Below are 23,008 nucleotides of genomic sequence, written 5' to 3' on the forward strand. Positions count from 1 at the left end.
GTTAGTCGAGGCTTCCGCGACCGACAACGCGCATTGCAGGTGGTTTCTGTCGCGTAGGCACCAAGGCGTCATAGGGCGAGGCCTCTTGCAGCATCATGTCGACGACCATCCGGAGCAACTGGCGTCTGCCGGAGCTGGAATAGAAACCACCCGGCACTTGGCTCGTTTCGAGCAGAAACTGACGGTAGTCGCGATAAGCCGCCGCATCAGGGCGTTTGGGGTTGGCAAAGAATGCGGCAAGGGGCTGGTCCGAGATAAACTCTGGCTTGTTGTAAACGGCTGTTCCGAAGGCTTTCAGCGGTATGCCCCGCCAGAGGGCCTGTTGCCCAGCGGTGGAGTTCACCGTGACCGCCGACCGCGCCTCTGTCAGCACCTGTGCAAGTTTTCCGCCGCGCAGGTAGTGGACGCGGTTGCGGATACCATGCTTTTGGGCTTCTTGTTCGATCAGCCTGCGCAATGGCGCCCTGCCGTTTTCCAGCGGATGTGCCTTGAAGACAAGATGATGATGCGATGGTGCGCCATCAGCAAATCCGGCGACGACAAGCGAAATAAACTCCTGCATTGTCGCAAATGGCGAATGCGCCTGAAAGCTTGCGTCATGTTCAAGCTGTAGCAGGGCGATGTGGTAGGGATAGCCGCCTGCCTTGATGCGCCGCGTCCGCCATCTCCTTTCAAGCGCTAGAAATGGCATAAGCAGTAGCCGCTTGGTATAGAGTGCTGCTTCCTGCCGGACAGGAAGCGCGCGGTGCGTCTTGAACGAAGGATACCGATGGTTCCAGAACATGACGAACCAGTGATAGGCCGCGCCGTAGAAGATATGCTGTCGCATATCTCCCCATTGCGCAGGCGGGGTCGGCATGTCGATATCGGAACGGGCCAGCCTGTCGCGCATTTCGCCCACATCAATACGCATCAAAGCCGAATGGCCGTTTGATCCGTCACGCTCGTATGTGACCCAATAGGGCCTCATATATCCTTCCTCGAAAACGTGGATGCAGATGCCCATCGTTCTGGCAAGCTTTATAGCTTCCGCGTGAACGGGTCGCGTGTCTCCGTAAAGCACAATGTCGGTAATATGCTTTTCTTGAAGAAGTGCCTTGCATGTCTGGGGCCACTTACGAAGGTCATCCTGAAAAGCAAGATAACCTGGCGCACGTCCCCAAAAGGCTCGGTCCCCTGCATTGAAGCCGACACGCCAAACGTCCGCGCCAGTTTCACGGAGCATTCCAGCCAATTTGCGGAAAAACGGACCGTGCGGACCCTGAAGGAACAGGAACCGACGGCCAGAGTGGCCTTTCTGAAATCTGGTGACAGCAGAAGCCATAGCGATATCTCCTGACCGCATTTCTGACAGAAGGCAAGCTGTCTGGCTTGTCGTGGCAATGGGGAAGGTCTAGGTCTGTGGCGACACTATGAGGATCAGAAATCATGTTTACGGGCATCGTCACAGATATCGGTACAGTGCTTGAGCTTGAACAGCGCGGCGACCTGCGCGCGCGGATCGGGACCGGGTATGATGTCGATGGCATCGACATCGGTGCGTCCATTGCCTGCAACGGCGTGTGCCTGACGGTGGTTGCGCTAGGCCAAGACCCGCAAAATTGGTTTGATGTAGAGATCTCAGCAGAGAGCGTGGGGCTGACCAACATTGGTGATTGGAAAGTGGGCAGCCGTTTGAACCTTGAGCGTGCGCTGAAGGTTGGCGATGAACTCGGTGGTCACATCGTTTCGGGCCATGTTGATGGCGTCGCCGAAGTTGTCGCTATGGCAGACGAAGGTGATAGCACGCGCGTCACATTCCGTGCCCCCGACGCGCTGGCGCGATTTATCGCGCCCAAAGGATCGGTTGCTCTCAACGGCACATCGCTGACCGTGAATGAGGTTGACGGAACAGACTTCGGCATCAACTTTATTCCTCACACCAAGGTAGCAACGACTTGGGGAGATGTGAGTGTTGGCGACCGCATCAATTTGGAAATCGACACCATGGCGCGATATGTGGCCCGGCTGCGGGAATACGGATAATGGCTGGCATCGGACACAACTCCGGTCGAGTAGATGAACCCGGTAAGGCTTGGCGCAGCTTTGTCTGGAAGAAGGCCCGGAAGGATCTGGTAGGGGTGCTGCCGGTCGAAATCATCCGTCGCCGTGTGCGCCGCGCCGAAGAACTGGGTTTACCCTACAAGACCTATGCCGGGATCAGGGCGCATACAGGACATGACCTGATCGGCTTCCTGTTTTCAAACAATGCCCTTCGCATACTGCGCACGGGTGATGACCTGCCGCTGCAGCAGAAGGAAAAGCTGCGGCAAGTGACCGGTGCGCTGCGTCACGCCATTGTCCACAGACCCGTTTCTGTCGAGCGTGTTGCTGCGATGGAAGATTTTGATCGCGCATTTGCTGCACCTGCGTTCACCGATAGCTGGTCAGAGATGCGCACCAAGATCAAAGCAATCGCGACGACTGACGGCCAACCGGCAGATCGTTGGCTGATGATCGGCGACACTGCGTTCGAGCGGGAATGGGCCGAAGCGGGCCGCATGGCAGGCTACCTGACGGCTGATGACTTCTTCGGGGCGGGTCGCGCCGCCACCTGACGTCACAGGGACGTATCCAACCTTTCCAAAGGCCGTTTGCTCGGCTATCTGCGGGTCAGGATCGACTGCGGGAAAACAGATGAATACGAATTTCGAACAGCCAGGACCGGTAGAGCGTGATTGGTCTGATGCAATCAGTACCACAGAAGAAATCATCGAAGACGCTCGTAACGGCAGGATGTTCATCCTGGTCGACCACGAGGACCGCGAAAACGAGGGCGATCTGGTCATCCCGGCCCAGATGGCGACGCCGGATGCGATCAACTTCATGGCAACGCACGGTCGCGGATTGATTTGTCTGACTCTGCCGGGCGAGCGGATCGACGCCTTGGGACTGCCTTTGATGGCGTCTCATAACTCTTCTCGCCATGAAACCGCGTTTACGGTCAGCATCGAGGCGCGTGAGGGTGTGAGCACAGGTATCTCGGCCCACGACCGTGCCCGCACTGTCGCCACGGCGATTGATGCCGGCAAGGGTGCTGCCGATATCGCGACGCCAGGCCATGTCTTTCCACTGCGCGCCCGCGATGGCGGGGTGCTGGTCAGGGCAGGCCATACAGAAGCGGCGGTCGATATCTCGCGGCTTGCCGGTCTGAACCCTTCGGGCGTGATTTGCGAGATTATGAAGGAAGATGGTGAAATGGCGCGCCTTCCCGATCTGGTGGCCTTCGCGCAGTTGCATGGGCTGAAGATCGGCACGATCAGTGATCTCATTGCTTACCGCCGCCGCCACGACAATCTGGTGCGTGTCCGTGAAACCAGCACGATCCAGTCCGAATTCGGCGGTGAATGGGAACTGCGCATCTACACCGACGAAACCCAAGGTGCCGAGCACATCGCTTTGGTGAAAGGCGACATCACCACACCTGAACCTGTGTTGGTGCGTATGCATGCTCTTGATCCGATGCTTGACGTGGTTGGCGTCGGGCCAAAGGGCCGCCGTAATGAATTTGGTGACGCGATGAAGCTGATCGCTGACGAAGGACGCGGCGCGTTGGTGCTTTTGCGTGATGTGCACATGAAATTGCACGCAGACGAGGAAGCCTCGCCGCAGACACTCCGCCAGTATGGGCTGGGTGCGCAGATCCTGTCCTCTCTTGGTTTGCACGAAATCGAACTTCTCACCAATTCGCCGCAGCCGAAGGTCGTCGGTTTGGATGCCTACGGCTTGGAAATTGTCGGTACACGCAAAATTTCGGAGATTGGATAATGGCCGGAGCATCGCACTACATCATCCCGCTGCCGGAATTTGATCAGCCCGTAAAGATCCTGATCGTGGCCTCACCTTATTACAAGGATATCTCGGATCATCAGGTGGCGGGTGCCAAAGCCGAAATCGAAAAGGCAGGTGCAACATGGGAGATCGTCGAGGTGCCTGGTGCACTGGAGATTCCCACAGCGATCGGCATTGCAGAGCGGATGAGCAATTTTGACGGTTACGTTGCGCTGGGCTGCGTGATCCGTGGCGAGACGACGCATTATGACACTGTCTGCAATGACAGCAGCCGCGCGATCCAGCTTTTGGGACTTCAGGGGCTTTGCATCGGCAACGGCATCCTGACGGTCGAGACATACGAACAGGCCGCTGTCCGGGCTGATCCGGATCAGATGAACAAAGGTGGCGGCGCCGCAGCAGCGGCCTTGCACCTGATTGCGCTCGCCCGTAAGTGGGGCAAGGCCGAAAAGGGCGTCGGATTTACCCGCGATATCCTGATGGCCGGAAGCAGCGACAACGCGGACAAGGCATGACCCTCTCGAACAATCAGAAACGCAAAATGAAATCCGCCGCCCGCCTCTATGCGGTTCAGGCGCTTTTCCAGATGGAGGCCTCTGGCCAGACAGCAGATGCTGTGATGCGCGAGTTCGAGGATCACCGGTTTGGTGCGACCTATGACGAAGGCGAGATGGCGGAGGGAGATGTCGATCTTTTCCGTGGCCTGATGGACAAAGCAGTCGATGAGCAAGCCAAGATCGACCAGATGACAGACCGTGCTTTGGTGGCGAAGTGGCCCATCGCGCGGATCGACCCAACTTGGCGCGCACTTTTCCGCGCCGCAGGTGGTGAGCTGATCCTGAGAGATGCACCACCGAAGGTCGTTATCAGTGAATTTGTGGCGATTGCCGAAGCCTTTTCTTCTGACGGGAAAGAGCCGAAGTTCGTCAACGCTGTGTTGGACCATATGGCGCGCGAGGCACGGCCGGACGCTTTCTAGACGGAGGAAAGCTTGCCCTTTCGGGACGGTGGATTAGCTTTAGCCTATGTCAGACAATCGCAAACACCAGCCAGAACCGCGCCTCATGCGCCTCTATTTAAGGCACTGCGCGGTCGGGTTTGGCCTGTCGGCTGTCTTTGTCGCGTTGCTGCTTTACTATGACATTGCTGGACTCGGACATCTCATAGCAGGATCAGATGTTGGTCCGATGGCACTCTTCCTGTTGTGGTTTTTCAATGGCACGGTCTTCGGAAGCGTGCAATTTGCGATCGTGGTGATGTCGCAGGCAGAGCCTGATGACAGGCATGACAATGACCATAAGGGCGGCGGCACCGGCGCACCGGTCTTCGTTCCAGCGCGTCAGCAGAAGCGCTCTAAGTTTTAGTTATCATTTCGGATGTGACGGGAACCACGGCGACCGTAGAGGTAACTTATCCCGAGGACCTGTGATTACAGGTGGGCGCCGGGTAAACGAACCAGGGTCCGCACAGAGCCAGCTCCCTCGGATTTGCTTAAGGCCACTGGACATGTACCTATAGTATACGAGAAGCGCAGAACCCGTCGGACAGACAGGTAGGCCTCAAAGTCAGTCAGGACAAGGTAGAAGGGGCGATTATTCTTCGATTTCGCCGCGAAGGAGCCAGCCTTGGCGACCGACCATTGATGCGGGTGCGTAACCCAGAAGAACGCGCTCAGCAAAACCGACAAACAGCAGAGCCATTGTCACTTCGAAAAACGAAATACTGGTCAAGACGGACATCGGAACTTCCTTTCTAGCGGTTCTCTAAAGACTAAACGCGAAAGCAGACGAAAAGTTGTCGCTTGGGTGACGATTGCGCCTCTTGATGCGATTTGCTGGACCGGATTGCGTCACATTGATGGTGCAATTCGATGAACGGTTTCTTTTGAAAGGTGTGTAAGTCGTTGTTTGTAAATGTATTTATCAGATAACTACATTCATAAAACCAATGTGAACCGCTTGTTGCGATAAATTAGAACAAGCAAAGCGCGCTATGTGCTGTCCTGATTCTCATATGTGCCTTGTCAAATGTTCACGTAATGTTCAGTATGGTGTTATGAACGATACCGCTCTTCAGTCGTCTTTGTTGCCAGGTCAGCAATTGGCCCGCGGGGTCAGCCGTGCATTGCGAAGCCATGATTTCGTCGCCGTCGAAGAATTGGTGCCGACATCAGGCTTGCGGGTGGATGTCATGGGGCTGGGGCCGAAGGGTGAAATCTGGATCATCGAATGCAAGTCGAGCCGTGCCGATTTTGCGTCAGACAAAAAGTGGCAGGGCTATCTTGAATGGTGTGACCGGTTTTTTTGGGCTGTCGATTCTGACTTTCCGACTGAACTTCTGCCTTCAGAAACCGGTTTGATGATTGCCGACCCCTATGACGCCGAGATCATCCGGATGGGAGCCGAAAGCCGTCTGACTGCGCCACGCAGAAAAGTGATGGTTCAGAAATTTGCGCGTCATGCCGCCATTCGGGCACAGGCCGCAAGGGATCCCGGATTTATCAGCGCTTTTTGACAGCGCGGGCAGCCATAGCAGCCGCTTTGATTTCTTCGGCGATTTCGTCAGCTTCGTCGGGATCAAAATCCATTGGGACTTCCAGCCCATCGGCCTCAACAAAAAGCCGCACCATGCCGACATCTGTCGGGCCGATCTGCAGGTTGGCCTCAATGTCGCGTTCGCTGTTGATACCCATGCGTTCCTCTTGGTTTGATCTATGTGTCCTAGCAAAGCGTTGGCTTGATTGACAAGGCCGCGCGTGAGACGCTTTCGTATGGAAATTGGGATCAGGGACTTCAATGCCGGCGACGCGGACTGGCTGATTGCTGAACACGCAACGCATTACCGTGATGCTGAGGGTTTCGACGAGACCTTTGGACCGCTTGTTGCAGAGATCATCGGAGCATTCCTTGAGGACCACGATGCGTCATGCGAAAGGGGATGGATCGCGCATGATGGTGACAAGAGGCTAGGCTCGATCTTCTGCGTCGCTTCCGACGGCGGCATGGCGAAGCTACGTTTGTTCTATGTGGACAAAGAGGCGCGCGGGACCGGCGTTGCACAGGCGTTGCTGGATCGCTGTCTCACTTTCGCGCGGCAATCTGGCTATAGTGGGCTTACGCTTTGGACTCATGAAAGCCACCGTGCAGCGGGTGCGATTTACAAGCGCAACGGTTTCGCGCGTGTAGATGCGAAAGAGGTGCATTCTTTCGGTGTTGATCTTGTTGAAGAGACCTGGCGGATTCATTTCTGAAAGGCTTGCAATCGCAAAACAGAGAAGCTAAATCCGCCCCTGTGCCGCCTTAGCTCAGTTGGTTAGAGCGCTTGATTGTGGATCAAGAGGTCCCTGGTTCGAGACCAGGAGGTGGTACCACTTCCCCTCTTTATGTGCATTTGGCCTGTGCTGGAGCGTCCGGCGGGATTAGTTTGGGAAGATGGCGAGCGAAGTGAACATGATGTCCTTGGTTGAATTCACGATTGGCGCGGCACCGCCGCCGCGTTTGGACAAGGCGCTTGCGCGTGATGTACCGGATGAGGCGAATTTGAGCCGTTCCCGGCTGGGAAAACTTATCGCCGACGGGGCTGTCGCGGTCGATGGGGTCATGGTCGACAATCCGCGTTTTCGGGTCAGCGAAGGGGCTGAGATCGCAATTTCCGTACCGGAGTCGGTTGAAAGCCACATCGGGCCTGAGGCCATTCCTTTGGACATCGTATTCGAGGATGACGAACTTGTCGTCATCAACAAGCCGGCGGGCATGGTCGTGCATCCCGCACCGGGAAGTCCTAGTGGCACATTGGTAAATGCGCTCATCCACCATTGCGGTGACAGCCTTTCAGGTGTCGGAGGGCAGAAACGGCCCGGGATTGTGCATCGCATTGATAAGGAAACAAGCGGCCTTTTGGTTGTCGCCAAGACGGACCGGGCGCATCACGGCCTTGCCGAACAATTTGAAAAACACACGGTCGAACGGCACTATATGGCGGCTTGCTACGGCGTCCCCGACCAGAACGATCCACGCTTGCGCGGGATCAAGGGGGTCTCATTCGAGCCGGGCAATATCCTCAAGGTGCAAACACTTCTTGGCCGCCACAAAACCGATCGCCAAAAGCAAGCGGTGTCCTTCGCGTCAGGGCGCCACGCCGTAACGCGTGTCCGCGTGGTTGAGCCGTTTGGCACACCACCGGCGGCGGCGCTGGTTGATTGCTGGCTTGAGACGGGACGCACCCATCAGATCAGGGTGCATCTGGCCCATTGTGGGCACGCACTGATCGGTGATCCTGTCTACGGGGGCAAGCGGAAGCTTTCTCCCAAAGCGCTCGCAGCACAGGGCGTTGAAGCAGCACAGCAGTTTTCCCGCCAAGCACTGCATGCGGCGACACTAGGGTTTGTCCATCCGGTCACGGCAGATGTTTTGCGTTTTGAGGCTGATCTGCCGTCCGACATGCGGGAACTTTGCGCCAACCTTCGGCGTTCTGTCTGAAACATTGCATCCCATGTGCGTGAATGCACGGACTTGACCCTGTTCAATGGTTAGGCGTGTGCTCATATTGATGAAAGCAAATCGCGCATAGGCACTTGAATGCCGGGATGCGCGCAACCATATTGATGTTAAGCCTTGTTACATGGGGGGCATTGACAGTGAGCAACTACAAAAATTTACCAGCACCATCGCCTGAAGGTGGGCTGAACCGATATATGCAGGAAATCCGCAAGTTCCCGATGCTGGAACCTGAGGAAGAGTATATGTTGGCAAAGCGTTGGGTGGACCACGAGGACACCGAAGCGGCCCATAAGATGGTGACATCACACCTCCGCCTCGCGGCAAAGATTGCGATGGGCTATCGCGGCTACGGCTTGCCACAGGCCGAAGTGATCTCCGAAGCGAACGTTGGCCTTATGCAGGCGGTCAAACGGTTTGACCCTGAAAAGGGCTTCCGTCTCGCGACCTACGCGATGTGGTGGATCCGTGCCTCGATCCAGGAGTACATCCTGCGGTCCTGGTCCTTGGTGAAACTCGGCACGACCTCGGCCCAGAAGAAACTCTTCTTCAATCTGCGCAAAGCCAAAAACCGGATTGGCGCACTGGAGGACGGTGACTTGCGGCCTGAGAATGTGCAGCGCATCGCAAATGACCTTGGCGTAACCGAAGACGAGGTGATTTCGATGAACCGCCGCTTGTCAGGCGGTGATGCGTCACTCAACGCGACCATCAGCCAAGACGGTGAAGGTGCCGCGCAATGGCAGGACTGGCTTGAGGACGAAAGCGCCGATACGGCTGGAGATTACGAAGCGCATGACGAATTGGACGCCCGGCGTGAGCTATTGGCACAAGCCATGGAAGTGTTGAATGATCGCGAGAAGGACATTCTAGTCCAGCGCCGACTGTCGGAAGAGACAGCCACTTTGGAGGATTTGAGCGGCCAATATGACGTCAGCCGCGAACGGATCCGCCAAATTGAGGTGCGTGCATTCGAAAAGTTGCAGTCCAAGATGCAAGAACTTGCCCGCCAGAAAGGTATGCTGGCAGAGGCATAATGGTCCTCAAGGCAGTCACGAGTATCGCCCCGCTGGTTTCCAGCGGGGTTTTTTCGTGTCGCATCGAAAGCTTTGTTTCATCCGCCTTTTGTTGGCGCTAACACTGACAAAAAGGAGATTGAGATGAAGCCATTGCGTTGGGGCATTCTTGGGGCGTCGAATTTTGCTCGAAAGCATATGGCACCGGCAATTCACGCGGCCTCAGGTGCTGAGCTTGTTGCAATCGCAACGGCGAGCCCTGCGTCAGAAGGGAAGCTTGCGCCGTTTCAATCCCTAGCGCCTCAGATCGCAGTGTTTGAGAGCTATGAGAAACTGCTCGCAGCAGATGACATTGATGCAGTCTATATCCCGCTGCCCAATCATCTGCATGTCACATGGGTTCAACAGGCACTTTCGGCAGGCAAACACGCGTTATGCGAAAAACCGATCGCCTTGGACGCCGCGCAAATAGATGACCTGATTGCGGCACGCGATACAGCAGGGCGACTGGCGGCAGAGGCGTTTATGATCGTCCACCACCCGCAATTCATTCGCGCGCGCGCCTTGGTCCAGTCTGGGGCGATTGGAAAGCTCAGACACGTTGAATCGGCCTTTACCTATTTCAACGATGACGCAGCGAATATCCGCAACCGACCCGAGGCCGGTGGCGGGGGATTGCGGGATATTGGTGTCTACACCATGGGTGCCGCACGCTTTGTCACGGATGCCGAACCGCACATCATTACCAGTGCTAATCTTGAGTATGATAACGGCGTGGATGTCTTTGCCGAATTTGGCGCGCGGTTTGCCGATTTCGACTTTCACAGCGTGATTTCGATGCGAATGTTCCCGCGTCAGGGGATCACGTTCCACGGCGACAAGGGCGTGCTGACGTTGTCATGTCCGTTCAATGCAAATGTTTTTGATGTGGCCAAGCTGACATTGGAAACCGAAGGTCAGCGCGTCACCACTGAGCGGTGGCCTGCGGCAAATCATTATGTCCTGCAGGTAGAAAATTTCGTCCGGTCAGTGCAGGATGGTGTGGATTACCCTTGCCCGCTTGAATTCTCGCGCGGGACGCAGCACATGATGGATATGGTCTTCGCCAAGGGCGGCGCGACAGGATAGGAGAATACGATGTCCCATGACCCTGAAACCTCCGATGCCGAAAGCGATTTCGATAACATCTGGCTGAGGTTGATCAACGTCGTCATCATTGCCGTCTTGATGAGCTTTGCCAGCACTATTCTTGGCTTCCTGACTGTCGCACAGTTCCTGATCATGCTGTTCAACAAACGCCAGCCGAATGAGCAACTGGCAGAGATCGGCACGACGATGGGTGTCTGGATGGCCAAAGCCGCGCGGTATCAGACGGGTGCGAGTGAGGTGAAGCCCTGGCCGTGGACCGAGTTGGATTGAGGTTTGCAGGATAGGTCCGCTTTGCGGGACGGAGCGGACATTCGACGGCCCACGGCCAATGTCCGCTGTGCGCAATTGAAGTTCATGACAGGAGACTCGGTTTGGCGAACCAAAAGCTAAGTGCAGCCGTCGAGCCAAACGTCACTTTGGCTTTCTGGTGAGCAATCACCGGATGCTAGTCTGGCGATCCGCCAAGCCCGGTCGTCCAGGTCTGTATCGCTTTCAAGAAGCCGGAACCGGCCTGGAGCGATTAGCACAGCCAATAGACGATGATACTCATGATCGGTGAGTTCCGAGGGTGCTCGACCATAGATGTTCTCACTTGCAGTGAAGAAACCCGTCATCCATCCTTCAGGACCGCGCCCCATCTCAACGGTATCGAGCCAAAGCGCGAGTATCTGATTTTTGGTGAGTCTGCGTTCAAGACCAATCGCGAAACCTGTCTGCCGTATCTTCCCGACTCCAGGGCGAAACTCTTCAAAACCTAGCCTCTTGGCTAGGGATTGAGAGATCGTGGTGAGACCACCTCCGGCTGTGGAGAGATCAACGCCAGCATGGTCAAGGAAACCTGGGTCTTGAACCAAGATAAGCTGCCGAAGTTGTTCGATGCCCAGATCATTTGGTCCACGACCATCGGCGATCAGAGCGTCCGCACGGGTTGCGAAAGCATCTGCCTGACGAACGGCGTCCCGATATCCAATGGCTCCGTAGCCAATCGCTCCAGCAAAAACGAGGAACAAAAAACCAACTGCTATAAAACTGATCCGTCTCATGCTTCACTCAAACATCAAAGTATCCTGTCGCCTGAGGGTACTGACTTCGCAGGCAAGCTGAAATGCCAAATCCCCGCGAAGCGGCCCTTCGTGCATTGTGCAGCATCCGTCACTATGGGCTCAGAGCGGTCGTTGGACCGCCCCTTTAAACCCAGTTCACACATCACCCCGCCCGAGTCACCCCTCCATCGCCTCCAACTCGTCGATGAAGCCTTCAATCATCGACAGCCCCTTGTCCCAGAACGCGGGGTCCGAGGCGTCCAGCCCGAAGGGTGCCAGCAATTCCTTGTGGTGCTTCGACCCGCCGGCGCGCAACATATCGAAATATTTCTTGCGGAAGTCGGGGTCGCCTTCCTCATAGACGGCATAAAGCGCATTCACGAGGCCGTCGCCGAAGGCATAGGCATAGACGTAGAAGGGCGAATGGACGAAGTGGGGGATGTAGGACCAGAAGGTCTCGTACCCTTCGGCAAACTCGAACACCGGCCCGAGGCTTTCGGCCTGCACCGACATCCAGAGCGCGTTAATATCGTCTGGCGTCAACTCCCCTTCGGCGCGGGCGGCGTGCAGTTTGCATTCAAAATCGTAGAAGGCGATCTGACGGACGACCGTGTTGATCATGTCCTCGACTTTATTGGCCAGCAGAACCTTACGCTCTTCCTGGCTCTTGGCACCTTCCAGCATCTTGCGGAAGGTCAGCATCTCGCCAAAGACCGAGGCTGTTTCCGCCAGCGTCAGCGGGGTGGAGGACAAGAGCTCGCCCTGTTCGGCGGCCAGCACCTGATGCACGCCGTGGCCCAACTCATGCGCCAGCGTCATGACATCGCGGGGTTTGCCAAGATAGTTGAGCATCACATAAGGGTGCACCGACGTAACGGTCGGATGCGCAAAGGCGCCGGGGGCCTTGCCGGGCTTGACGGGGGCATCAATCCAGCCGTCGGTGAAGAACGGCTTAGCAATCTCTGCCATTTTGGGATCAAACCCAGCGTAGGCGTCCATGACGGTGTTCGTGGCCTCTTCCCAATCAACGATGCGGTCGCTTTCCATAGGCAACGGCGCGTTACGATCCCAGACCTGCATCTTGTCCAGTGCCAGCCATTTAGCCTTCAGCGCGTAATAGCGGTGCGACAGGCGCGGATAGGCGGCGACGACGGCATTGCGCAGCGCCTCGACCACTTCGGCCTCGACATGGTTTGACAGGTGACGCCCCGTCTGCGGCGTCGGCATGTTGCGCCAACGGTCCTCAATGGCCTTTTCCTTGGCTAGCGTGTTGTGGACACGGCTGAACAGCTTGATGTTTTCCTTAAACACCTTGGCGAGCGCGTGGTTCGCTGCTTCACGCTTGGCGCGGTCCTGTTCGGTCAGCAGGTTCAGCGTGGCTTCAAGACTTAGTGTCTCGCCGTTTACCTCGAATTCCAGTGCGGCCATGGTTTCGTCAAACAAACGGTTCCATGCGGCTGCGCCGACAGCGGACTGGTCGTGCAGAAACTTCTCCAATTCGTCCGACAACTGGTGCGGCTTCATCGCACGCATACGGTCAAACACGGGCTTGTAGCGGGCGAGGTCGGCATTTGCGTCCAAGAGACCCGCAAGGTGATCATCCTCCAGCCGGTTGAATTCCAGCCCGTAGAAGACCAGCGGCGTTGTGAAATCAGTGATCTTGTCCTGACAATCAGCCATGAATTTGGCACGGTCGCTGTCAGTGGTGATTTGATAGTAGCGCAAGCCAGCATAGGACATGATGCGACCGGCGATGATGTCGATTTCCTCATAGCGCTGGACAGCATTCAGCAACCCTTCAGCATCCAGGTCGGCCAGCTTGCCTTCATAGTCGGCAGCGAAGGAGGCACATTCCTTTTCCAGCCACACCATATCGCGTTTGAGTTCATCACTGTCAGGGGATGGATAAAGGTCTGTCAGGTCCCATTCAGGCAGATCGCCAAGGTTCTTGCCGCCAGAGGCATTGGCATCGAAAACAGGGGTCGGGAACTTCATGGGATCGCCTTTCATCATTGCTTGCAGAATAGATAGGCACAGGCCGCAGGAGTGGAAACCCCATCAGCCGTAAGTCGCCAACATCTCTTTCAGATCGTCCAGCGTATTCGCTTCATCCACCGGTTTGTCGCGCCGCCACCGCAGCATGCGCGGAAAGCGCAGGGCGACACCAGATTTGTGCCGAGGGCTTTCCTGAATGCCCTCGAAGGCGATCTCAAAGACATGGGTGGGCGGAACCTGCCGCACGGGGCCAAAGCGTTGCAGCGTGTTCTTGCGCACCCATGCAGTGATTTCGCGGAATTCGGCGTCGGTCAGGCCGGAATAGGCTTTGGTGAAGGGGACCAGCTCGTTTCCGTCGCGCACCGCAAAGGTATAGTCGGTAAAGAGGTTCGCGCGCCGTCCGTGACCGGCCTGTGCGTAGATCATCACCGCGTCGATGGTCAGCGGGTCGATCTTCCACTTCCACCAGTCGCCACGCTTTCGACCTGAAAGATAGGGGCTATCACAGCGTTTCAGCATCAGCCCTTCCGCACCTAAGTCACGGGACTGATCGCGGGCTGCGCTCAGCTCGTTCCACGTCGTAAAATCAACTGATTTAGACAGGCGCATCGGTGCTTCACTGGGAATATCTTTTATAAGCAATGACAATTGGTTGCGGCGCGCAGTGAATGTCTTACTTCGGATGTCGTTTCCGCCATGCTCAAGCAGGTCATAGGCCATCAGAACAACGGGCGCTTCGGTCAGTAGTTTCTTGGGGACCGTCTTGCGCCCGATGCGCTTTTGCAGGGCGTTGAAAGGCAATGGACGTTCATCGGAAAAGGCCAGCACTTCGCCATCAATCACAGTTCCATCGGGTAGGTAATCGCGAAGTTGCGCGAGTTCGGGGAAACGATCGGTCATCAGGTCTTCGCCGCGCGACCAGAGGTAATGTTCGCCTCCACGCACAATGAGCTGGCCCCGGATGCCATCCCATTTGCGTTCGGCGTTCCATTCCGCCGGGCTGCCCAGATCGTCGAAACTATCCAGTTGGTAGGCCAGATAGAAAGGATACGGTCTGGACAAATCCGCTGTCGGATCATCTGCCTCAATCAGCGTTTCCCAAGTCACCGTGTCAGGAGTCCAGTTGCCCATCAACTTGTGTGTGAGTTCCGCTTCTGGCTGTCCTGTGGCTTGTGACAGCGCACGCGTGATCAGTTTCGCGCTGACCCCGATACGAAAGCCGCCCGTCAGGAGTTTGGTGAAAAGAAAGCGTTCCGCCTGCGGCAAGCGCGACCATGCGTCAAGAATACCGGCCTTCCTGTCATCATCCTCCAGCGTCGAGAGATGCCGGACATAGGCAATCCATTCAGCAAGGGGCTTATCTTCGTCTCCCGCGCTTGGTGGCAAGACCAAGGCGATAGTCTCCGCCAGATCGCCGACCACATTGTAGGAGTCTTCAAAAAGCCAATCGGGCAGGCCAGCAACCTCGGCTGCCCATTCGCGCAGCCGCGTCGCCGTAGTCGTGCGCTTGGGTCGTCGTCCTGTAAAAAGCGCGATGGTCCAGAGTTTGTCTGCATCGCTGGCGGTCTGAAAGTAATCCACAAGAGCAGCGGTTTTGACGCTGGTCTTCGTGCTTTCGTCAACGCGGGTGACGAGGGTTGCAAAGTCCTTCATCCTTCGCCCTCGTCGTCTTTGTCAAAGCCTTCGCCCTGATAGTCGGTGCTGACAACATGAGCGTCATAGCCTTGATCAGTCAGCCAGCGGCGAAAGCTCGAGGTGTAGCCGTGCGTGACGAAGAGCTTATCGGCACCAGTCGCCTTGATCGCAGAATTGAGCCCGTCCCAATCGGCATGATCGGAAACGATGAAGCCTCGATCCGCCGCCCGCCTGCGGCGCACGCCGCGCAGCGCCATCCAACCAGAGGCAAAGGCCGTCGATGATGGCCCGAACCGGCGTGTCCATGAGGTGCCAAGCGCGCTCGGCGTTGCCAAAACAAGGGCGCCAGGATGAGTCTTATGCGTCGTGTCTGGTGTCACCCGGGTTGTGTCAGGCAGTGGGATACCCTGTCCGCGCAGGACGTCGTTGGTGTTTTCAATCGCACCATGTGTCAGGATCGGGCCAATTGATACGTCCACGGTGGTCAGTAGCCGCTGCGCTTTGCCCAGGGCATAGGCCCCGAGGATCGATGTTCGCCCGGCGGCAGCATTCGCTGCCCACCAATCGTTGATCTGGCGTGTCAGCACGTCTTCTGGTGTCCACTTGAACACCGGAAGACCAAATGTGCATTCGCTGATAAATGCATGGCAAGTGACCGGTTCAAAAGGTTCGGACATCCCGTCAGCCACGGTTTTGTAATCGCCCGAGACGACCCAGACCTGACCCCCGACCGCGACCCTGATCTGTGCAGAGCCGGGCACATGCCCTGCAGGATGGAATGAGACCTGTGCATCTCCGATCTCGATCTGTTGGCCGTAAGAAGCGGTTTGTAAGGTTATCTCGCCCAACCGGTGCCGCATCACCGGCGCGGTGCCCTCGGTCGCCAGATAGCGGCCCATGCCAGAGCGGGCGTGGTCACTGTGGCCATGCGTAATAAGCGCGCGGTCCACAGGCTGCCAAGGATCGATATAGAAATCTCCTGCCGCGCAATAGATCCCGCGATCCGTAAAAGTCAGAACGTCTGCCATAGGCTGACTATAGGGCGGTGGCGCTGCCCGCCAATGCCGCTTAGGTTGGCTTCGAGTACCAGAAAGGCCTCCGCGATGGCGCTGACCCCCGAACTGATCAATGAAACCTATGCGGCCATTGCTCCCGCCACGATGCGCACGCCGACGGTGCATGCCGCACGCTTGTCACTGCGCCTTGGATTTGACCTGTTCCTGAAGTTGGAAAACCTTCAGCATACCAACGCCTTCAAGGCGCGCGGCGCGCTCGCCAAACTACTGACCCTTTCTGAGAGAGAGCGTGCGTCAGGTGTCATCGCCTGTAGTGCCGGAAATCACGCACAGGGACTTGCCTATCATGCGCAACGGCTTGGCATACCTGCTGTCATCGTCATGCCGGAAGGGACACCGTTTAACAAAGTAAAGAAAACCAAAGACTTTGGGGCCGAGGTTGTTCTTCATGGCGCGGGATTTGATGAGAGCGTGCAATACACGCTGGACCTTGCTGCCGAACGGGGCATGACCTTTGTCCACCCGTTTGATGATCCTGTGGTTGCTGCAGGACAGGGGACGGTGGCGCTGGAAATGCTGGAGCAGGAACCGGACCTTGACGTCATCGTCGTGCCAATCGGAGGCGGGGGGCTGATTGCAGGGATGGCCGTTGTGGCCAAATCGGTGAAACCATCAGTTCAAGTGATTGGCGCGCAAGCTGCAAATTTTGATGCGGTGAAAGCACGCTTTGATGGTCACCCAACCAATTTTGGCGGTGCCACTTTGGCCGAAGGCATTGCTGTGAAGGAGCCGTCGGCTGCAAATCTGGACATCATCGGCAAATTCGTCGACCGCGTAGAGACCGCAACTGAAGCGGAAATTGAAAACGCCATTTTTGACCTTCTTTCGCAGGAGAAAATCGTTGCAGAAGGCGCACCTGGTGCCGGCCTCGCTGTGATCGAAAAACTGGCACCTGAACTGCAAGGCAAAAAAGTTGGGCTTGTTGTCTGTGGCGGCAACATCGATTCCCGACTGCTCTCGACCCTGATATTGCGCGGGCTAGTGCGTGACGGGCGAATTACGCGCCTCACGTTTGAGATCAGCGACACGCCAGGGCAACTTGCCAAAATATCTCACATTATCGGCGCAGCAGGTGCGAACGTGGTCGAGGTCATCCACCAAAGGATGATGCAGAGCGTCTCTCTGAAGCAGGCGGAGTTGGAAATCGTGATCGAAGCGCGCGACCAACAACATGTTGCCGACGTTTTGGGACAGCTGCGAGAGGCCGGGTTCCGCGTCAAGTCTGACAGCGAAATCGCTTAGGCGTTCGCCTCAAAGTGTGCGACTGTCTCGGCCATGATCATGTCGCGCAGCTCTGGTTTGTCCATGAGCATTTCATGCAAACCACCCTCGATCACACGTAGCTTTCCATCCTTCCAGCCAGCCATCCGATTTTTGATCCGGTCAGAGCTGACGATCAGTTCGCCTGTTCCCAGATAGGTCAGAGAGGGCACAGGGGGTGAGGGCAGGCGGCTCAGTCGCCGCATCTCAATCAAAGACAGGTTCACCCACCGCAGCGACGGGCCGCCGAGACCAAGATCAGGGTGCGCAATCAGTTGCTTTTTGAAAAGCTCCCACATCTGGGGATCATTGGTCAGCGTGTTGTTTTCGAACTCTTCGCGGAGCACGTAGCTTTCGGTGGACTGCCCCGGTGTCAGCTTTTCGTCAAAGCCCAGTTTCATGGCGAGACTCGACATGACCCATGCCGAGGGCCGGATCAGAGGTGCCATGGCGACACCCCACATCGGGGCTGAGAACATGACGGCCTTCACATCAAGGCCCTCGCGCAAGGCGCGCAATCCGATGCAGCCCCCCATGGAGTGGGCGATAAGAAAATACGGACGTGGCAGTCCAAGCGCCTCAGCATGGCGGATCGTGGCCCTGACGTCGTGTTGGTAGTCGGTGAACTTGCCGACATGGCCAATCATCCGATCATCAAGCAGCCGGTCCGCGATCCCCTGACCGCGCCAATCCACCGCGAGACTGGCGTATCCTGCGGCCTGCAACGTTTTGGCTGTCACACCGTATTTTTCGACAAACTCGGTGCGACCGGGAAAGATCAGGACAGTGCCTTTTGCATTTGAAAGGGGCCAATGGCCCACACGTATGCGCACGCCATCGTCAGTGGTCAGCCAATGGGCCGCCCCCCCATCGGGTCCGGCCGCAATTTCATCAAAGAGGGGGGCGGTTTCCATGACGATTAGGAGAGAACGCCGGACAGGCGCATCGCAGCACCCATGTCGCCATCAACGGCAAGCTTGCCGGTCATGAAAGCTGTGGTCGGGTTCATTTCGCCATCAAGAATGGCTTTGAAGGTTTCTGTCGAGGCTGTCAGCGTCACGTCAGCATCCTCATCACCTGCGTGGGCTCCATTCCCGTCGATGATGATGCTTCCCTCATCTTCGATGACGAATTTGGCAGTGCCATCAAAACCACCGTCCATCTTTGCGTTCAGGGCGTCTACGGCCTGGGCGACTACATCACTCATCTTGAATTCCTTTTGCTCATTGTTGTGAACACGCGCCTCTGGTGCAGGACGCGTGATGCGCTACATCGTCCCTTATGGGTATGCACATTGATCGCTTCAAATGTGTCGTTGCGGCACTTTTCCTGTCTTCAGGCATTTCTTTGCCTGCTTTGGCGCAGGAAACCGATTTGGATGAACTTCATCAACAGCTTTCCGAAGCGGACGCTGTTGAGGCAGAGCGACTGGCAGGCCAGATCATCAGTACCTGGGAACGCAGCGGATCACCTGCGATGGATTTGCTCTTGAGGCGCGGAAAAGAGGCGCTTGAGCAAGGTCAGCCGGACATCGCTGTCGAACACTTTTCCGCGTTGGTCGATCACGCCCCCTATTTCACCGAAGGCTATTTCGGTCGTGCATCCTCCTATTATCTGCTCGGCATGACCGGCCCGGCACTGGAAGATATCCAAACGGTGCTGCGACTGAACCCGCTGCATTTTGAGGCGATGACAGGGCTTGCCATTGTGCTTGAGGAACTTGGACGTTCACAAGATGCCCTTGAACTCTACCGGATGATCCTTGATATCCACCCGCACTCCGCACCGGCGCTTGAAGCGACGTCGCGGTTGGAATTGGAATTGGAAGGGCAGGCGCTCTAGGCGGCTGCACTCGCTGGCACGGATTGAAAAGATGGCATCGCGCATCACGGCCGTGCTTGGGCCCACGAACACCGGCAAAACGCACTATGCAATCCAGCGGATGCTGGCTTATCGCACCGGGATCATCGGCCTTCCGCTGAGACTGCTTGCAAGAGAGGTCTATGACCGCATCGTGGCTGAGCGCGGTCCGAGTGTTGTCGCGCTGATCACAGGTGAGGAGCGGATCGTCCCGTCACGTGCAGCTTATTGGGTCTGCACAGTCGAGGCCATGCCCGAAGGCATGGGAGCCGATTTTCTTGCGATAGATGAAATACAGCTTTGTGCCGATCCCGAGCGGGGCCATGTCTTTACGGACCGTCTGCTCCATGCGCGCGGTCTTCACGAAACCCTCTTCCTGGGTGCCGAGACGATGCGAGGTGCTATTGCTGCAATGGTACCTCAGGCGCAATTCATGCGGCGCGACCGTATGTCTGAATTATCCTACACAGGTTCGAAAAAGATAAGCCGGATGCCGTCTCGCTCCGCAATTGTCGGGTTTTCGGTTGAAAATGTATATGCGATTGCCGAGCTCTTGCGCCGGACAAAAGGTGGTGCTGCCGTGGTCATGGGCGCGCTTTCGCCGCGCACGCGCAATGCGCAGGTTGAAATGTATCAAAACGGCGATGTGGACTATCTCGTTGCGACGGACGCGATTGGCATGGGGCTCAACCTTGATATCAACCACGTTGCGTTCTCATCGCTGACGAAATTCGATGGGCGCCGGATGCGGCATCTCCAGCCTGAGGAATTGGGGCAGATTGCAGGCCGCGCCGGACGATATAAAGACAACGGAACATTCGGCGTCACTGGCGAAGCCCCACCGCTTGATGATGCATTGGCAGAAGCGATCTGTGAGCATCGCTTCCGGCCGGTGAAGAAACTGCAGTGGCGTAATAGCGATCTGCGTTTTTCTTCGGTGAAGCGACTGATAGCGAGCCTTGAAGAAAAAACAGAAGATCAATGGCTCACCAGAGTGCGAGAGAGCGATGATCTTGCTGCACTCAAGGCTCTTGCAGCCGATACCGAGGTCGCCGCACGCGCCACCGACGGGCCATCAATCAAACTGCTTTGGGACGTCTGTCGGATACCAGATTTCAGAGGCATCAGCCGCGGTGAGCACGCTGGTTTGTTGACACATATCTATAACGACCTGCACCAGCTGGGCCATGTTTCGTCCAATTGGTTCGGGCTGCAAGTCAGGCGGATTGATCGCACCGATGGTGACATCGACACCCTCTCAAAGCGTCTGGCCTACATCCGTACGTGGACCTACGTCGCCCAGCGTAAGGGGTGGTTGGTTGACGAATCTCGTTGGCGCGATGAAACCCGCGCGGTAGAAGATCGTTTATCTGATGCACTACACGGTGCATTAACGCAAAGATTTGTGGACCGGCGGACCAGTATCCTGCTCCGGCGGCTCAAACAGAAGGAGAGCCTTTTGGCCGACGTAAATGACAAGGGTGAAGTAACCGTCGAAGGTGAATTCGTTGGACGGTTGGAGGGGTTCCGCTTCCGGATGGACAAAGCTGGCAGCCCGGATGAGGCAAAGACCCTGCGACAGGCGTCGGTGAAAGCATTGGCCCCGCAGTTCAATTTGCTCGCTGACCGTTTCTACAATGCGCCCGATCCCGAAATCGACTTCACCGAACAGGGTGGTCTGATGTGGGGTGATGCGGCTGTCGGCAAATTGGTCGCCGGAAGCGACCCTTACAAGCCTGGCATAGAAGTGTTCGTCGATGATGAGGCAGGCGAAGACGTTGCCGCCAAGGTGCAAAGACGCCTCCAACACTTCATTGATCGCAAGATCGCGGCTGGATTCGAGCCGTTGATGTCGCTCAAGAACGACGAAACACTGACCGGCGCGGCGAAGGGCTTTGCTTTTCGCATGGCTGAAGGTTTCGGAGTTATTCCGCGCGGCGAAGTAGCGGAAGAGGTCAAAGCCCTTGATCAGGACGCGCGCGGGGCGCTGCGCAAGCATGGTGTGCGTTTTGGCCAATTCACGATCTTCATGCCACCACTGCTGAAGCCTGCGCCAACCCGTCTGCGTCTTGTTTTGTGGTCATTGTCTAAAGGTCTGTCCGAATTCCCCGAAAGCCCACCACCGGGGTTGGTGACCGTGCCGGCTGCGAAGGATGCGGTCATGGGCTACTATGCGATGGCAGGCTACCGTGCCGCCGGTGAACGCGCTATCCGCATCGACATGTTGGAAAGGCTTGCCGACATGCTGCGTGATCAGGACAGCCGTGGCGGGTTCGAAGCCTCCGCCGATATGCTGTCCATTACGGGTATGACGTTGGAACAATTTGCCGATCTGATGGAGGGTCTTGGCTACAAGGCGGAAAGGAGCGAGCGCGAAAAGGTGAAATCTGTCACCCAAGTCGTGCCCGGCGCTGCCAGCCGCACAGATGATACTCCCGTCATGGATCATGATGCCGCCGCTGCTGGTGCGATTGTCGCCACAGACGAGACACCATCTGCTGATATCGTGGATGATGGGGTAGCTCCTGTCGCCGAAACAGAAGTGCTCACGGAAGAGCCAGGTGGAATTCCTGACGAGCTTGAAGACAAAGACGTCACTGCTGAGCCTGCTGATGCCGCCGTTTCTGAAACTGAAATGGAGGTTTTTTATACCTTCACTTGGGGCGGACGCGGACAGAAGCAGAACCGTCCCCAAGGGGGCAAGCCTGCACGCGGTAAGGGCAAGCCCAAGGGCAAAGGGCGGTCCCAAGGCGATCGTAGCAAGCCGCAGAGCTTCTCGGCCAAACCAAAGCGCGAAAAGGCAATTGATCCGGATAATCCTTTCGCTGCGGCGCTGGCCGGGTTCAAAAAGGATTGACCGAAGCTCGTCCGACAATCCGTCTGGACAAATGGCTGTGGCAGGCGCGCTTCTTCAAGTCGCGCAGCCTTGCCGCTGGGGTTGTGACCGCCGGCAAAGTGCGTGTCGACAGCCAACCTGTGAGCAAGCCTTCAAGGACAGTAGGGCCGGGCGACGTTCTGACCTTCATTCAAGCAGAGCGCACGCGGGTGGTGCGTATCCTCGCTTGTGGTGAGCGTAGAGGCCCTGCGCCCGAGGCGCAGGCGCTCTACGAAGATATGTCGCCGGAAGTTGTCAAACGTCCTTACAACCCTGGCGGTGACCGTAAGGGTCGGCCAACTAAGAAGGACAGGCGTGATATCATGGCACACCGGGTGCAAGATGCACCATTCGACCTTGAATGACGCGGTCTCCTGATCTAGCTAGGCGCTGCTAGAGAACGGATGACCCCATGACTTACATCGTCAATGACAATTGTATCGCCTGCAAATACACCGACTGCGTTGAGGTTTGCCCAGTAGATTGCTTCTACGAAGGGGAGAACATGCTGGTGATTCATCCTGACGAATGCATCGATTGTGGTGTCTGCGAACCAGAATGCCCCGCAGACGCGATCCGACCCGATACTGAACCAGACATGGAAAAGTGGGTCGAGTTCAATCGCAAGTACTCTGAGATGTGGCCGGTCATCATCACTAAGAAAGACCCTCTGCCGAATGCTGACGAAATGGACGGCAAAGAAGGTAAGATGGAGCTCTTTTCCGAAGCCCCAGGTGAGGGTGGCTGATTCGGGCTTCGGCTGCTGCTAAGC

26 protein-coding genes and 1 tRNA gene are annotated in these 23,008 nt (G+C 56.7%); 18 read left to right on the forward strand and 9 right to left on the reverse strand.

Annotated features, from left to right (window positions below):
• Position 1 precedes the first annotated feature (1 nt).
• Positions 2-1,345: a capsule polysaccharide biogenesis protein gene (locus BM316_RS03210; protein WP_446001688.1), complete on the reverse strand. Its 1,344-nt coding sequence runs from the start codon at positions 1,343-1,345 to the stop codon at positions 2-4.
• A gap of 83 nt (positions 1,346-1,428) precedes the next feature.
• Here BM316_RS03210 and BM316_RS03215 point away from each other — a divergent pair, with 83 nt between their 5' ends.
• The 6 genes from BM316_RS03215 to BM316_RS03240 all read left to right on the forward strand — a co-directional run bounded on the left by BM316_RS03215 (position 1,429) and on the right by BM316_RS03240 (position 5,195).
• On the forward strand, positions 1,429-2,025 hold the full coding sequence (locus BM316_RS03215; RefSeq protein WP_090203906.1) for a riboflavin synthase: 597 nt from the start codon (positions 1,429-1,431) through the stop codon (positions 2,023-2,025).
• The gene (locus BM316_RS03220) at positions 2,025-2,597 is read left to right on the forward strand and encodes a hypothetical protein (protein ID WP_090203909.1); all 573 of its coding nucleotides are present in this window, start codon (positions 2,025-2,027) and stop codon (positions 2,595-2,597) included. Before BM316_RS03215 ends, BM316_RS03220 begins: the two co-directional genes overlap by 1 nt.
• A 79-nt stretch (positions 2,598-2,676) precedes the next feature.
• Complete coding sequence (gene ribB / locus BM316_RS03225) at positions 2,677-3,807, forward strand: 3,4-dihydroxy-2-butanone-4-phosphate synthase (protein ID WP_090203913.1); 1,131 nt, start codon at positions 2,677-2,679, stop codon at positions 3,805-3,807.
• Complete coding sequence (locus BM316_RS03230; protein WP_090203916.1) at positions 3,807-4,346, forward strand: 6,7-dimethyl-8-ribityllumazine synthase; 540 nt, start codon at positions 3,807-3,809, stop codon at positions 4,344-4,346. The genes ribB and BM316_RS03230 overlap by 1 nt, the downstream gene beginning before the upstream one ends.
• The gene (gene nusB, locus BM316_RS03235; RefSeq protein WP_090203919.1) at positions 4,343-4,810 is read left to right on the forward strand and encodes a transcription antitermination factor NusB; all 468 of its coding nucleotides are present in this window, start codon (positions 4,343-4,345) and stop codon (positions 4,808-4,810) included. Before BM316_RS03230 ends, nusB begins: the two co-directional genes overlap by 4 nt.
• 46 nt (positions 4,811-4,856) lie before the next feature.
• The gene (locus tag BM316_RS03240) at positions 4,857-5,195 is read left to right on the forward strand and encodes a hypothetical protein (RefSeq protein WP_090203921.1); all 339 of its coding nucleotides are present in this window, start codon (positions 4,857-4,859) and stop codon (positions 5,193-5,195) included.
• Between the two features lie 228 nt (positions 5,196-5,423).
• Here the strand turns inward: BM316_RS03240 and BM316_RS16645 are convergent, their stop codons facing one another.
• Positions 5,424-5,570 (reverse strand): hypothetical protein, encoded by a 147-nt coding sequence (locus BM316_RS16645; protein ID WP_165606531.1) that lies wholly within the window; start codon positions 5,568-5,570, stop codon positions 5,424-5,426.
• Between the two features lie 316 nt (positions 5,571-5,886).
• On the opposite strand from BM316_RS16645, the gene BM316_RS03245 reads away from it, so the two are divergent.
• Positions 5,887-6,345, forward strand: coding sequence for an MmcB family DNA repair protein (locus BM316_RS03245; RefSeq protein ID WP_207493612.1), 459 nt, complete (start codon positions 5,887-5,889; stop codon positions 6,343-6,345).
• On the opposite strand, the gene BM316_RS03250 is transcribed toward BM316_RS03245, so the two are convergent.
• Positions 6,332-6,523, reverse strand: a complete 192-nt coding sequence (locus tag BM316_RS03250) for a DUF6324 family protein (protein ID WP_090203927.1) — start codon at positions 6,521-6,523, stop codon at positions 6,332-6,334. The genes BM316_RS03245 and BM316_RS03250 overlap by 14 nt on opposite strands.
• 63 nt (positions 6,524-6,586) lie before the next feature.
• On the opposite strand from BM316_RS03250, the gene BM316_RS03255 reads away from it, so the two are divergent.
• The 6 genes from BM316_RS03255 (at position 6,587) to BM316_RS03280 (ending at position 10,762) form a co-directional block, all read left to right on the forward strand.
• Complete coding sequence (locus BM316_RS03255) at positions 6,587-7,081, forward strand: GNAT family N-acetyltransferase (protein ID WP_311135655.1); 495 nt, start codon at positions 6,587-6,589, stop codon at positions 7,079-7,081.
• A gap of 43 nt (positions 7,082-7,124) precedes the next feature.
• Positions 7,125-7,201 (forward strand) — tRNA-His (locus tag BM316_RS03260).
• A 61-nt stretch (positions 7,202-7,262) separates the two neighbouring features.
• Positions 7,263-8,309 (forward strand): RluA family pseudouridine synthase, encoded by a 1,047-nt coding sequence (locus tag BM316_RS03265; RefSeq protein WP_242649729.1) that lies wholly within the window; start codon positions 7,263-7,265, stop codon positions 8,307-8,309.
• Positions 8,310-8,467: 158 nt separating this feature from the next.
• Positions 8,468-9,364, forward strand: coding sequence for an RNA polymerase sigma factor RpoH (gene rpoH / locus BM316_RS03270; RefSeq protein ID WP_090203933.1), 897 nt, complete (start codon positions 8,468-8,470; stop codon positions 9,362-9,364).
• Between the two features lie 123 nt (positions 9,365-9,487).
• The gene (locus BM316_RS03275; RefSeq protein WP_090207447.1) at positions 9,488-10,471 is read left to right on the forward strand and encodes a Gfo/Idh/MocA family protein; all 984 of its coding nucleotides are present in this window, start codon (positions 9,488-9,490) and stop codon (positions 10,469-10,471) included.
• Between the two features lie 9 nt (positions 10,472-10,480).
• Positions 10,481-10,762 (forward strand): DUF4389 domain-containing protein, encoded by a 282-nt coding sequence (locus tag BM316_RS03280; RefSeq protein WP_090203936.1) that lies wholly within the window; start codon positions 10,481-10,483, stop codon positions 10,760-10,762.
• 116 nt (positions 10,763-10,878) lie between these two features.
• Here BM316_RS03280 and BM316_RS03285 read toward each other — a convergent pair whose 3' ends face one another.
• The 4 genes from BM316_RS03285 to BM316_RS03300 form a co-directional block, all read right to left on the reverse strand.
• Complete coding sequence (locus BM316_RS03285; RefSeq protein WP_090203939.1) at positions 10,879-11,535, reverse strand: transglycosylase domain-containing protein; 657 nt, start codon at positions 11,533-11,535, stop codon at positions 10,879-10,881.
• 177 nt (positions 11,536-11,712) lie between these two features.
• Complete coding sequence (locus BM316_RS03290; protein WP_090207450.1) at positions 11,713-13,530, reverse strand: M3 family oligoendopeptidase; 1,818 nt, start codon at positions 13,528-13,530, stop codon at positions 11,713-11,715.
• A gap of 63 nt (positions 13,531-13,593) precedes the next feature.
• Entirely contained in the window at positions 13,594-15,183 is a 1,590-nt protein-coding gene (locus BM316_RS03295) for an ATP-dependent DNA ligase (protein WP_090203942.1), read from the reverse strand.
• On the reverse strand, positions 15,180-16,193 hold the full coding sequence (locus tag BM316_RS03300; RefSeq protein WP_090203945.1) for a ligase-associated DNA damage response exonuclease: 1,014 nt from the start codon (positions 16,191-16,193) through the stop codon (positions 15,180-15,182). The genes BM316_RS03295 and BM316_RS03300 overlap by 4 nt, the downstream gene beginning before the upstream one ends.
• A gap of 75 nt (positions 16,194-16,268) precedes the next feature.
• Between BM316_RS03300 and BM316_RS03305 the strand changes: the two genes are divergently transcribed.
• Positions 16,269-17,483 (forward strand): threonine ammonia-lyase, encoded by a 1,215-nt coding sequence (locus tag BM316_RS03305; RefSeq protein WP_090203947.1) that lies wholly within the window; start codon positions 16,269-16,271, stop codon positions 17,481-17,483.
• On the opposite strand, the gene BM316_RS03310 is transcribed toward BM316_RS03305, so the two are convergent.
• Positions 17,480-18,415 (reverse strand): alpha/beta hydrolase, encoded by a 936-nt coding sequence (locus BM316_RS03310; protein WP_090203950.1) that lies wholly within the window; start codon positions 18,413-18,415, stop codon positions 17,480-17,482. The genes BM316_RS03305 and BM316_RS03310 overlap by 4 nt on opposite strands.
• Before the next feature lie 5 nt (positions 18,416-18,420).
• The gene (locus tag BM316_RS03315) at positions 18,421-18,708 is read right to left on the reverse strand and encodes an SCP2 sterol-binding domain-containing protein (protein ID WP_090203953.1); all 288 of its coding nucleotides are present in this window, start codon (positions 18,706-18,708) and stop codon (positions 18,421-18,423) included.
• A 74-nt stretch (positions 18,709-18,782) separates the two neighbouring features.
• On the opposite strand from BM316_RS03315, the gene BM316_RS03320 reads away from it, so the two are divergent.
• The 4 genes from BM316_RS03320 to fdxA are packed head-to-tail and all read left to right on the forward strand — an operon-like array spanning position 18,783 to position 22,984.
• Entirely contained in the window at positions 18,783-19,343 is a 561-nt protein-coding gene (locus tag BM316_RS03320; protein WP_090203955.1) for a tetratricopeptide repeat protein, read from the forward strand.
• 31 nt (positions 19,344-19,374) lie between these two features.
• The gene (locus tag BM316_RS03325) at positions 19,375-22,218 is read left to right on the forward strand and encodes a helicase-related protein (RefSeq protein WP_090203957.1); all 2,844 of its coding nucleotides are present in this window, start codon (positions 19,375-19,377) and stop codon (positions 22,216-22,218) included.
• Positions 22,215-22,601 carry an Hsp15 family ribosome-associated heat shock protein gene (locus BM316_RS03330; protein ID WP_090203960.1) on the forward strand — a complete coding sequence of 129 codons (387 nt, stop codon included), beginning with the start codon at positions 22,215-22,217 and terminating at the stop codon, positions 22,599-22,601. The genes BM316_RS03325 and BM316_RS03330 overlap by 4 nt, the downstream gene beginning before the upstream one ends.
• A 47-nt stretch (positions 22,602-22,648) precedes the next feature.
• Positions 22,649-22,984: a ferredoxin FdxA gene (fdxA, locus tag BM316_RS03335; protein WP_090203963.1), complete on the forward strand. Its 336-nt coding sequence runs from the start codon at positions 22,649-22,651 to the stop codon at positions 22,982-22,984.
• Positions 22,985-23,008: the final 24 nt, after the last annotated feature.

The organism is Yoonia litorea (genome assembly GCF_900114675.1).
Classification (GTDB): domain Bacteria; phylum Pseudomonadota; class Alphaproteobacteria; order Rhodobacterales; family Rhodobacteraceae; genus Yoonia; species Yoonia litorea.

Coding starts and splice junctions, on each gene's coding strand:
- BM316_RS03250 (WP_090203927.1), bottom strand. CDS start 6,523: ATGGGTATCAACAGCGAACGCGACATTGAGGCCAACCTGCAGATCGGC.
- BM316_RS03305 (WP_090203947.1), top strand. CDS start 16,269: ATGGCGCTGACCCCCGAACTGATCAATGAAACCTATGCGGCCATTGCT.
- BM316_RS03285 (WP_090203939.1), bottom strand. CDS start 11,535: ATGAGACGGATCAGTTTTATAGCAGTTGGTTTTTTGTTCCTCGTTTTT.
- BM316_RS03280 (WP_090203936.1), top strand. CDS start 10,481: ATGTCCCATGACCCTGAAACCTCCGATGCCGAAAGCGATTTCGATAAC.
- BM316_RS03300 (WP_090203945.1), bottom strand. CDS start 16,193: ATGGCAGACGTTCTGACTTTTACGGATCGCGGGATCTATTGCGCGGCA.
- ribB (WP_090203913.1), top strand. CDS start 2,677: ATGAATACGAATTTCGAACAGCCAGGACCGGTAGAGCGTGATTGGTCT.
- BM316_RS03290 (WP_090207450.1), bottom strand. CDS start 13,530: ATGAAGTTCCCGACCCCTGTTTTCGATGCCAATGCCTCTGGCGGCAAG.
- BM316_RS16645 (WP_165606531.1), bottom strand. CDS start 5,570: ATGTCCGTCTTGACCAGTATTTCGTTTTTCGAAGTGACAATGGCTCTG.
- BM316_RS03265 (WP_242649729.1), top strand. CDS start 7,263: ATGGCGAGCGAAGTGAACATGATGTCCTTGGTTGAATTCACGATTGGC.
- BM316_RS03310 (WP_090203950.1), bottom strand. CDS start 18,415: ATGGAAACCGCCCCCCTCTTTGATGAAATTGCGGCCGGACCCGATGGG.
- BM316_RS03315 (WP_090203953.1), bottom strand. CDS start 18,708: ATGAGTGATGTAGTCGCCCAGGCCGTAGACGCCCTGAACGCAAAGATG.
- fdxA (WP_090203963.1), top strand. CDS start 22,649: ATGACTTACATCGTCAATGACAATTGTATCGCCTGCAAATACACCGAC.
- BM316_RS03320 (WP_090203955.1), top strand. CDS start 18,783: ATGGGTATGCACATTGATCGCTTCAAATGTGTCGTTGCGGCACTTTTC.
- nusB (WP_090203919.1), top strand. CDS start 4,343: ATGACCCTCTCGAACAATCAGAAACGCAAAATGAAATCCGCCGCCCGC.
- BM316_RS03220 (WP_090203909.1), top strand. CDS start 2,025: ATGGCTGGCATCGGACACAACTCCGGTCGAGTAGATGAACCCGGTAAG.
- BM316_RS03325 (WP_090203957.1), top strand. CDS start 19,375: ATGGCATCGCGCATCACGGCCGTGCTTGGGCCCACGAACACCGGCAAA.
- BM316_RS03210 (WP_446001688.1), bottom strand. CDS start 1,345: ATGCGGTCAGGAGATATCGCTATGGCTTCTGCTGTCACCAGATTTCAG.
- BM316_RS03240 (WP_090203921.1), top strand. CDS start 4,857: ATGTCAGACAATCGCAAACACCAGCCAGAACCGCGCCTCATGCGCCTC.
- BM316_RS03275 (WP_090207447.1), top strand. CDS start 9,488: ATGAAGCCATTGCGTTGGGGCATTCTTGGGGCGTCGAATTTTGCTCGA.
- BM316_RS03245 (WP_207493612.1), top strand. CDS start 5,887: ATGAACGATACCGCTCTTCAGTCGTCTTTGTTGCCAGGTCAGCAATTG.
- BM316_RS03230 (WP_090203916.1), top strand. CDS start 3,807: ATGGCCGGAGCATCGCACTACATCATCCCGCTGCCGGAATTTGATCAG.
- BM316_RS03215 (WP_090203906.1), top strand. CDS start 1,429: ATGTTTACGGGCATCGTCACAGATATCGGTACAGTGCTTGAGCTTGAA.
- BM316_RS03295 (WP_090203942.1), bottom strand. CDS start 15,183: ATGAAGGACTTTGCAACCCTCGTCACCCGCGTTGACGAAAGCACGAAG.